We start from the raw sequence: 8,683 nt of genomic DNA on the forward strand, positions 1-8,683 counted from the left end.
GGCGGGCCACGACTCGGTCGTGGGCCACGAGCGCCACATGCCTGCGGCCTTCGTTGAGCCATTGCACGAGTTGGTCCGCTGCTGCGGCGGCTTCATCCTCGAAGCGCGCGCTGCCGATAACGCGGACGCGCGGACGTTCGGCCGGCAACGCAACGGGCAAGGCCAGCGGTGCCGCGGACGGTTCGCTGTCGGCACTACTGTCCCCGTCGCGCCGGGCCTCGGGCCACAGCGCAAGCAGCGTCCGATACCAGTCGGGCTCGCCCCCCGCTTCCGATGCGCCGGTCCAGTCGTAGCCGACTTCGAGCGTCGGCACGAGTTCGCCGGCCTGCGCGAGGAATCTGGCTTCAACCGGTTCCGGCGGTGTCGGGCCAATCCAGACCACCGGCGCTGCAACCTGCTGCGCCAGGCGCTGTAGCGCCCGGCGCCGTGCCGGAAGCGGATCGTCCGGCCCCGACAGCATTTGCCAGAAGGCCAGCACGATCTGCGCCTCCTGTCCGAGGAAGCGTTCGGACAGGTGCGCATAAGTACGTTGCAGCGCGCCTTGCAGGAGCGCCGCCCGCTCATCGCTATCGTCGCTACCGTCGCCCTCGAGATCATCGTCTCCGCGGATCGCAGCGTCCTCCAGCCAGCGCGCGCTCAGTTCGTCGCTGATCGATAGCAGCGTCTGCGCCAGTCCCCATGCCGCCCCCTCTGTCTGGGCGCCAAAGGCAATCCGCAGCCAATCCTGCGAGCGAATCGCCTGTTGCACTGCCAGCAGCCGCGCGGCATGGCCACGCGTGGGGGTCGGGTCGGTAGCAAGGTCGGGGGGAAGGTCCAGCAGCCAGTGCCCGAGCGTCAGCACGCGCGGTAGCAAACGGGGCTGCCCAGCGGCACGCGCAGCGGCATCCAGCGCCTGGCGCACGCCAGGAATCTGCGCAGCCGTCGGCACGACGATGTGCGCGCCAGCGGCTACCGGGCCGCAGTGATCCAGGAAATACCACGTCGCCGTTGCAGCCTGATCGAGAAAGGACGGCCCGGGAGGAAACGAGAGTCGGGTCATGGATAACGGGGACGGAGTCGAGGCCGAGGGCAACCCGTGACCCTCGGAACAGACATCTTGTCTTGATTAGTTGTCGTCGCCTGCGCTGCCGCCCTCCAGACGGGCGCGCAGTTCGCGCGCCGTCTCCAGCAGGCCTTCATAGCCGGAGCGGGCGTGCTCGGGCAAATCGGGGTCGCCGATCAGCGTGCCGAGCGTTTCCATCACACTGTAGACCAGCCCCTTGGCGGCGCCGGTGGCGATGCTCTCGGACTCGACGGCGCTGCTGAGATGCTGCAGCGCATCGCTCAGGTGGTCCGCCTGGCTTTCATCGGACGGATTGGGCTTGCGGGAGTCTGGCGTCATGATCAATAGCGTTGTGAATCGGTTTGTGCGTCACATGCGCACGATTCCATTCTACTCGCGCGTCACGTCTGTCTGAATGGATTGCGCATGGATTGCGCGGATACGCGAAGTGCATTCTAGATCATGCCGACGAGCAAGCCTCGCATGGCCCCTTCGCGAAGGCGCGGCAGATTAACTCAAATAAGGGATGCCAATAGCTGGAAACTCTTGCTGCGATTGACACTATCATCGGCAAAACGATTCACAACACGGCACAATATCCACTGTTGCCGCCCCCGGCTAAATCCCGATTCTGGCGAGGACTTGATTTTCGCGAAGCTGGTAACATATCGGCGTCAGCGGCGCATCCTGCCGCGCGCCGTCGCGCTGCGAGTCCGCGCAATGTCGTGTAAGGTAGCGGATCGCGCCGACAGCTGTTGTCCGCCTTCAACATAAACTGAGCGATACCTGAGGTTCCCCGCCATGAGCGAACAAATCAAATACGTGAGCGACGCTTCGTTCGATGCCGACGTGCTCAAGTCCGACAAGCCCGTGCTGCTCGACTTCTGGGCCGAATGGTGCGGTCCTTGCAAGATGATCGCCCCGATCCTGGACGAAGTCGCGAAGGACTACGGCGACAAGGTGCAGGTCGCCAAGATCAACGTGGATGAAAACCAGCAAGTGCCGGCCAAGTTCGGCATTCGCGGCATCCCGACGCTGATCCTGTTCAAGAACGGCCAAGTGGCCGCGCAGAAGGTTGGCGCGCTGTCGAAGTCGCAACTGACCGCGTTTCTGGACAGCCAGCTGTAAGCTGTACCTGCCCGGGGCCGAACGGCTCCGGGAATGCACTACCCGGTCATGCGTGCGCCAGCTCTGGCGCGCCGGCCGGATTGTGCTATGATGCCACCCAACAACTTCCCCGAGCGTTCGCTCATTCTTTTCCCCCTTCTCCTTGTTCTTGCCCGTCCGGGCACTTCTGTACCCCTCGTCTATGCACCTGACAGAACTCAAATCGCTTCACGTGTCTGCGCTTCTCGAAATGGCGGCAACGCTCGAGATCGACAATGCACAGCGGATGCGCAAACAAGAACTGATGTTTGCGATCCTCAAGAAGCGCGCCAAGATGGGCGAAACCATCTACGGAGACGGCACGCTGGAAGTTCTTCCCGACGGCTTCGGTTTCCTGCGCTCGCCGGAAACTTCCTACCTGGCCAGCACGGACGACATCTACATCAGCCCCTCGCAGATCCGTCGTTTCAACCTGCACACCGGTGATTCGATCGAAGGCGAAGTGCGCACGCCGAAGGACGGCGAGCGCTATTTCGCACTGGTGAAGGTGGACAAGGTCAACGGGCAGCCTCCCGAAGCGGTGAAGAACCGCATCATGTTCGAGAACCTGACGCCGCTGCATCCGAACCGGCCGCTCACGCTCGAACGCGACATCCGCGCCGAGGAAAACATCACCGGCCGCATCGTCGACATCATCGCGCCGATCGGCCGTGGCCAGCGCGCGCTGCTGGTGGCATCGCCGAAGTCCGGCAAGACCGTGATGCTGCAGCACATCGCCCACGCGATTGCGAACAACCATCCGGAAGCCGACCTGTTCGTGCTGCTGATTGATGAACGTCCGGAAGAAGTGACCGAAATGCAGCGCTCGGTGCGCGGCGAAGTGGTGGCGTCGACGTTCGACGAACCTGCGATCCGTCACGTGCAGGTGGCCGAAATGGTCATCGAGAAAGCCAAGCGTCTGGTGGAACTGAAGCGCGACGTGGTGATCCTGCTGGACTCGATCACGCGTCTGGCCCGCGCCTACAACACCGTGGTGCCGGCATCGGGCAAGGTGCTGACCGGCGGTGTGGATGCCAACGCGCTGCAGCGTCCGAAGCGTTTCTTCGGCGCCGCGCGTAACCTGGAAGAAGGCGGTTCGCTGACCATCATCGCCACGGCGCTGATCGAAACCGGCAGCCGCATGGACGACGTGATCTACGAAGAGTTCAAGGGCACCGGCAACATGGAAGTGCACCTCGAGCGCCGCCTGGCCGAGAAGCGCGTCTACCCGGCCATCAACCTGAACAAGTCGGGCACGCGCCGCGAGGAACTGCTGATCAAGCCGGACATCCTCCAGAAGATCTGGATCCTGCGCAAGTTCATCTCCGACATGGACGAAGTGCAGGCGATGGAATTCATCCTGGACAAGATGAAGCCGACAAAGAACAACGCGGAATTCTTCGACCTGATGCGCCGCGGCGGCTGATGCCGCGCCGGTAGTCCATCCTGATAAAAAGGCGTACCCTTGGGTGCGCCTTTTTTCTTTCGCCCCCTCGCGAGAACCATGTTCGGAAAGCTGACCAGTTTCCTGCGCGCCCGCTCGAAGGCGCGCAAGCTCGCCCATTACGCGATTCCCGACGACCTCTGGGCGCAGACCGTGGCTGCCCTGCCCTTCGTGCAGCACTACAGCGAAGCGGACCTGACCGCATTGCGCGAGCTGGCCACACTGTTCATCGCCAACAAGGAATACTCGACCGCGCACGACATGGAGCTGACCGATGAAATGGTGGTCAGCGTGGCGGCGCAGGCTTGCGTGCCCATCCTCAAGCTCGGCATCGAATGGTATCGCGGCTGGCATGGCATTGTGCTCTACCCGGGTGAGTTCGTAATTCGCAAGACCGTCCAGGAGGACGTCGGCTTCGAAGACATCGGTCTCGTGCATGGCGTCGAGGAAGAGGCCAGTGGCGAGGCATGGGAACACGGCCCGGTGATCCTGTCATGGCCCGATGTGGCCTCGCCCGGCGCCGGGCTGAATGCCCACCATGGCGAACACGAACTACCGGTAGACACGTACAACGTCGTCATCCACGAGTTCGCCCACAAGCTCGACATGCTCAATGGCGAGGCCGACGGTGTGCCGCCGTTCTCGCGCGTTCTGCACCCGGGCGTCGATGCCGAGCAGTGGGCGGAGACCTTCCTGAGTGAATACGATACCTTCGCGGAGGCCTGTGACGCCTTGCCCGACCATATCTGGGACGACCCCGATCGACTGCCTCCCCGACTGCAGGTGATCGACCCGTATGGCTGCGAGGCGCCGAGTGAGTTCTTCGCAGTGGCGTCCGAAGCATTTTTTGTCGAGCCTATTGGTTTGCGACGGTATTGGCCTACCCTTTATGACGCCTTGGCCCAGTTTTATCGGCAGAATCCAGCCGGGAATGCGGCAAGCGACACTTAAGACATCGCCAGTTGCCCAGCTACGACGCCATTTCGTTTGTTGCACCTGCACTTGATTTTCTGCCATAATCCCGGTTTGCCCGTTATCGGCAAGTGGTTCGCTCGCCGCAAGCATTCTGACCTGCGGCACGACGAGCGGACTGGCTACCCAACCTGAAAGGAAGCACCATGAAAGAAGGCATTCACCCGAATTACCGTGAAGTCCTGTTCCACGACGTGTCGAACGACTTCAAGTTCGTGACCCGCTCGACGATCCAGACCAAGGACACGATCGAACACGAAGGCAAGACCTACCCGCTGGCCAAGATCGAAGTGTCGTCGGAATCGCACCCGTTCTACACCGGCACGCAAAAGATCATGGACACGGCCGGCCGCGTCGAAAAGTTCCGCCAGAAGTTCGGCAGCAAGCTGGGCGCCGCCAAGAAGTAATTGCCCCGCTTTATGCGAGCAAGCGCCGCGCCCAGAGGACAGATGCTCCCGCGGCGCGCGACCTGACAAAGAGGCAGCATCGGCTGCCTCTTTGCATTTGTGCCCCCAAAAGACGATTTTCATGCGCCGGGGTCACATGCCTTACCATCTGCCGATGAGCCAAGCCAAGACTTCTCCCGTCCATCTGACTGCCGCTGCTACCGGTGCCCTCCCGCGTGCACTGCTGCTGGCGATCTGCATCATCTATGGACTGGCTGGCCTGTTCGGCCGCGACCCCTGGAAAAACGAGGATGCCGCCGGATTCGGCGTGATGTGGCAACTCGGCAGCGGCGGCCTGCAGGACTGGCTCATGCCGAACATCGTCGGCCGCCCCTACAGCGACGATGGCCCACTCGTATTCTGGATCGGCGGCGGCATGATCCGCCTGCTTGGCGGCTGGCTCGGCGCGCCGGATGCGGCAAGACTCGCCACCGCGCTGTTCTACTTCGCCACCTGCGCACTGGTCTGGTACTCGACCTACCTGCTGGGCCGCCGCGACGAGGTGCAGCCCTTCGCCTTTGCCTTCGGCGGTCAGCCTGACGCGCGGTCCTACGGACGCGCGCTCGCCGATGGGGCCCTGCTGATCTTCCTGGCCTGCGTTGGCCTGGCGTTGCGCGGTCACGAAACCACCGCACAGGTCGGCCAGGTCTGCTTCATCGCCTTCACCCTGTACGGCCTTGTGCGCAGCCTTGACAAGCCGGTACAGGGCAGCCTCTGGTTCGGCGTCGGGCTTGGCGCCCTTTGCCTGGCCAGCGGGCCGATCCTGCCGCTGGTATTGCTTGCCGCGACACTCATTGCCGGACTGATCTGCCGACCGCTGCCGCTGATGCGGCTGCTGACGATCGGGGCGCCGCTCGGCATCCTCATCATCGCCGTATGGATAGCCACGGTATATTTCGGCGCCACCGTCACGGACGATGCGGTGACCTATATTCGCGAGTGGGCTCGCTACGACCGCCACACCTACGGCCCGCCTTCTCTGGCAGCCGCCGGCTTCATCGCACGCAACTTCTTCCTGTTCTCGTGGCCGGTCTGGCCGATTGCCGCCTTTGCATGGCTGTCGTGGCGCGGCATGCGCCGGGCACCCCATGTGACGCTGCCGCTGTCGTTCCTGGCCGTGCTGTTCGTGCTGCTGGTGTTGCTGCGCAGCCCGGGAGACGTGCAGTTCATCTTGCTGCTGCCGCCGATGGCCGTTCTGGCTGCCTTCGCGCTTCCGACGCTGCCACGCGCGGCGATCAACGCGATCGACTGGTTCTCGCTGCTGTTCTTCACGATCCTGGGCGGCACGATCTGGTTCCTCTGGGTCGCGAAGACCACGGGTTGGCCGCCACGCATCGCCAGCAACGTATTCCGTCAGTTGCCCGGATTCCAGCACACGTTCACGATCAGCGCCGTCATCATCGCGCTGGCGGTGACGGTGGCATGGGTGTTGATCGTGCGCTGGCGCCTGTCACGCGCGCCGAAACAGATCTGGCGACCCGTGGTTATTTCCGCCGCCGGCACGACGCTGATGTGGGTCATGGCGATGACGCTGTGGCTGCCGTCCATCAACTACGGCAAGACCTATCGAGACGTGGCACAGGCCGCCCAACTGGCGCTGCCGTCCACCTATACCTGCGTGCAGCCCATCCGCATGGGCGATGCGCAGCTTGCCTCGTTTGCCTATTTCGGTCATATCCGTTTCGGCGGTCCCGATGACGGCTGCGACATACTGCTGCGGCATGATGCCGTGGACTACGGCGCCCCGAGCAGCATCTCCCATTTCGAATGGCGCCTGATCTGGGAAGGTCGCCGACCCGCCGACCGTGACGAGCGCTTCCGCATGTACCGGCTCGTCGATTTGTCGCACACCACCCCGCCACGGCCGACAATTCAGCGCCGGCTGCCGCGTCAGCCCTGAGCATCTGCCGCCCGGTAGCATCCGGACGGCGTTGCCACCCGCTGGCACGCGGCCGGCCCCTACCCTAGAAGAACGATGAGCAGCGCGCTGCAAGATATTCGTCGCATTACCCATCTGGCCGCCCCCGTGCTGGTTGGACAACTGGCGGTCATCGCGTTCGGTGTCATCGACACCATCATGTCCGGCCGTGCCTCGGCCACCGATCTTGCCGCTGTCGGCTTGGGCGGATCGATCTATGTCACGGTCTACGTCAGCCTGATGGGCGTGCTGCAAGCGCTCGCGCCTGTTGCGGGACAGCTGTACGGCGCCAACCGATCCGCGGAGATCGGCGCCGAGGTACGGCAGGCCGCATGGCTCGGCGTGGCGCTGGCCATCCCCGGCATGCTGTTGCTGCTGTTTCCCGCACCGTTGCTGGAATTCGCCAAAGCACCACCCGAGTTGGTCGAAAAAGCATCGCATTATCTGCATATCGGCGCATACGGCCTGCCCGCAGCGCTGGGGTTTCGCATCTACATGGCGCTGAACAATGCGCTATCTCGCCCCGTCATGGTGACGGTGCTGCAGATCGCTGGCCTGGCACTCAAGATTCCACTCAATGCCTGGTTCATCGAAGGCGGTTATGGCCTCGCCCCGATGGGCGGGCCCGGCTGCGCGCTGGCATCCACGCTGATCAGCTGGATATGGTTTCTATCCGGACTGGCGATCCTGCTGCGCGGTACGGCGTACCGGTCCCTGGAGATCTTCACGCGTTGGGAGTGGCCACGCTGGGACCGGATTCAGCCTCTTCTGCGCCTGGGGCTGCCGATGGGACTCACCTACCTGATCGAGATCACGTCATTCACCCTGATGTCGATCTTCATCACACGCATGGGCACCGATACCCTTGCGGGGCATCAGATCATCGCCAACCTCAGCGCCGTGGCGTACATGATGCCGCTGTCGCTATCCATCGCCACCTCGACGCTCGTCGCGCAGTCCATTGGCGCACGCGATATGGCTGCCGCGCGGCGTATCGGCTGGCGTGGCATTCGCTTGGGCGCTGGACTCTCGCTACTGACCGGCATGCTGCTCTGGCTGCTGCGCGAGCCGCTGCTGCATGCCTATGTCAGCGACCCGGCCGTAATTGCCAAAGCATTGCCGCTGATGCTGTTTGTCGCGTTCTATCAAGCCTTTGATGCTGTACAGGTCATGAGCGCGTTCATCCTGCGCGCGTACAAGATCGCGCTGATCCCGACGCTGATTTACGCCGGCTCACTCTGGGGCGTGGGGCTTGGTGGCGGCTATGTGATGGGTTTCGGCCTGATCGATGCGCTGCCCGCCTTCACTCGCGGCGCATCGGGCTTCTGGTTGGCCAACAGCATCAGCCTGGCAATTGCCGGAACGCTGCTGGTTCGATACTTCATGCGCGTGAGTCGCGTTGGATAACCCCAATCAATGGCGCACAGAAAAAATGCCCGCGTATGCGGGCATTTTTAATTTGGTGAAGCGGACGGGACTCGGCTACATCCCACAGGCTGCGGATTCGCTTGCAAGCGAATCTCTGCGAGTCCGGCCAGGTGCCGCGCAGATGGCTCGCTCCGTTTCGTACAGACGAAAAAAATGCCCGCTTGCGCGGGCATTTCTAATTTGGCGGAGCGGACGGGGCTCGAACCCGCGACCCCCGGCGTGACAGGCCGGTATTCTAACCAACTGAACTACCGCTCCTTTGTCGGTTGCTATCCGAAGCTTCGCTC

General features: G+C 63.0%; 7 protein-coding genes, 1 tRNA gene and 1 pseudogene. 6 read left to right on the forward strand and 3 right to left on the reverse strand.

Annotated features, from left to right (window positions below):
* Nucleotides 1–1,039 (reverse strand): annotated as a pseudogene (locus D769_RS18210) (recombinase RecB); the annotation flags it as partial.
* 66 nt (nucleotides 1,040–1,105) lie between these two features.
* A complete protein-coding gene (locus D769_RS18215) occupies nucleotides 1,106–1,381 on the reverse strand; it encodes a hypothetical protein (RefSeq protein WP_008647936.1) in 276 nt (91 codons plus the stop codon).
* A 462-nt stretch (nucleotides 1,382–1,843) separates the two neighbouring features.
* Here D769_RS18215 and trxA point away from each other — a divergent pair, with 462 nt between their 5' ends.
* From trxA to D769_RS18245, 6 genes are all read left to right on the forward strand, one after another.
* Nucleotides 1,844–2,170, forward strand: a complete 327-nt coding sequence (gene trxA, locus D769_RS18220) for a thioredoxin TrxA (RefSeq protein ID WP_008647939.1) — start codon at nucleotides 1,844–1,846, stop codon at nucleotides 2,168–2,170.
* Between the two features lie 181 nt (nucleotides 2,171–2,351).
* Nucleotides 2,352–3,614: a transcription termination factor Rho gene (rho, locus tag D769_RS18225; protein WP_008647942.1), complete on the forward strand. Its 1,263-nt coding sequence runs from the start codon at nucleotides 2,352–2,354 to the stop codon at nucleotides 3,612–3,614.
* Between the two features lie 78 nt (nucleotides 3,615–3,692).
* Nucleotides 3,693–4,583, forward strand: a complete 891-nt coding sequence (locus D769_RS18230) for a M90 family metallopeptidase (protein ID WP_008647944.1) — start codon at nucleotides 3,693–3,695, stop codon at nucleotides 4,581–4,583.
* A gap of 167 nt (nucleotides 4,584–4,750) precedes the next feature.
* The gene (locus D769_RS18235) at nucleotides 4,751–5,011 is read left to right on the forward strand and encodes a type B 50S ribosomal protein L31 (RefSeq protein ID WP_008647952.1); all 261 of its coding nucleotides are present in this window, start codon (nucleotides 4,751–4,753) and stop codon (nucleotides 5,009–5,011) included.
* A gap of 154 nt (nucleotides 5,012–5,165) precedes the next feature.
* Nucleotides 5,166–6,950, forward strand: coding sequence for a 4-Amino-4-deoxy-L-arabinose transferase-like protein (locus D769_RS18240; RefSeq protein ID WP_008647954.1), 1,785 nt, complete (start codon nucleotides 5,166–5,168; stop codon nucleotides 6,948–6,950).
* A gap of 75 nt (nucleotides 6,951–7,025) precedes the next feature.
* The gene (locus D769_RS18245; protein WP_008647956.1) at nucleotides 7,026–8,375 is read left to right on the forward strand and encodes an MATE family efflux transporter; all 1,350 of its coding nucleotides are present in this window, start codon (nucleotides 7,026–7,028) and stop codon (nucleotides 8,373–8,375) included.
* 202 nt (nucleotides 8,376–8,577) lie between these two features.
* Here D769_RS18245 and D769_RS18250 read toward each other — a convergent pair.
* Nucleotides 8,578–8,654 (reverse strand) — tRNA-Asp (locus tag D769_RS18250).
* Nucleotides 8,655–8,683 lie beyond the last annotated feature (29 nt).

Origin of the sequence: Cupriavidus sp. HMR-1, from assembly GCF_000319775.1 — a bacterium.
In the GTDB taxonomy this organism is placed as follows: domain Bacteria; phylum Pseudomonadota; class Gammaproteobacteria; order Burkholderiales; family Burkholderiaceae; genus Cupriavidus; species Cupriavidus metallidurans.

Bases quoted from the DNA above. Each gene is read 5' to 3' on its own strand.
- D769_RS18230 (WP_008647944.1), top strand. From the start codon at position 3,693: ATGTTCGGAAAGCTGACCAGTTTCCTGCGCGCCCGCTCGAAGGCGCGC.
- rho (WP_008647942.1), top strand. From the start codon at position 2,352: ATGCACCTGACAGAACTCAAATCGCTTCACGTGTCTGCGCTTCTCGAA.
- D769_RS18245 (WP_008647956.1), top strand. From the start codon at position 7,026: ATGAGCAGCGCGCTGCAAGATATTCGTCGCATTACCCATCTGGCCGCC.
- trxA (WP_008647939.1), top strand. From the start codon at position 1,844: ATGAGCGAACAAATCAAATACGTGAGCGACGCTTCGTTCGATGCCGAC.
- D769_RS18235 (WP_008647952.1), top strand. From the start codon at position 4,751: ATGAAAGAAGGCATTCACCCGAATTACCGTGAAGTCCTGTTCCACGAC.
- D769_RS18215 (WP_008647936.1), bottom strand. From the start codon at position 1,381: ATGACGCCAGACTCCCGCAAGCCCAATCCGTCCGATGAAAGCCAGGCG.
- D769_RS18240 (WP_008647954.1), top strand. From the start codon at position 5,166: ATGAGCCAAGCCAAGACTTCTCCCGTCCATCTGACTGCCGCTGCTACC.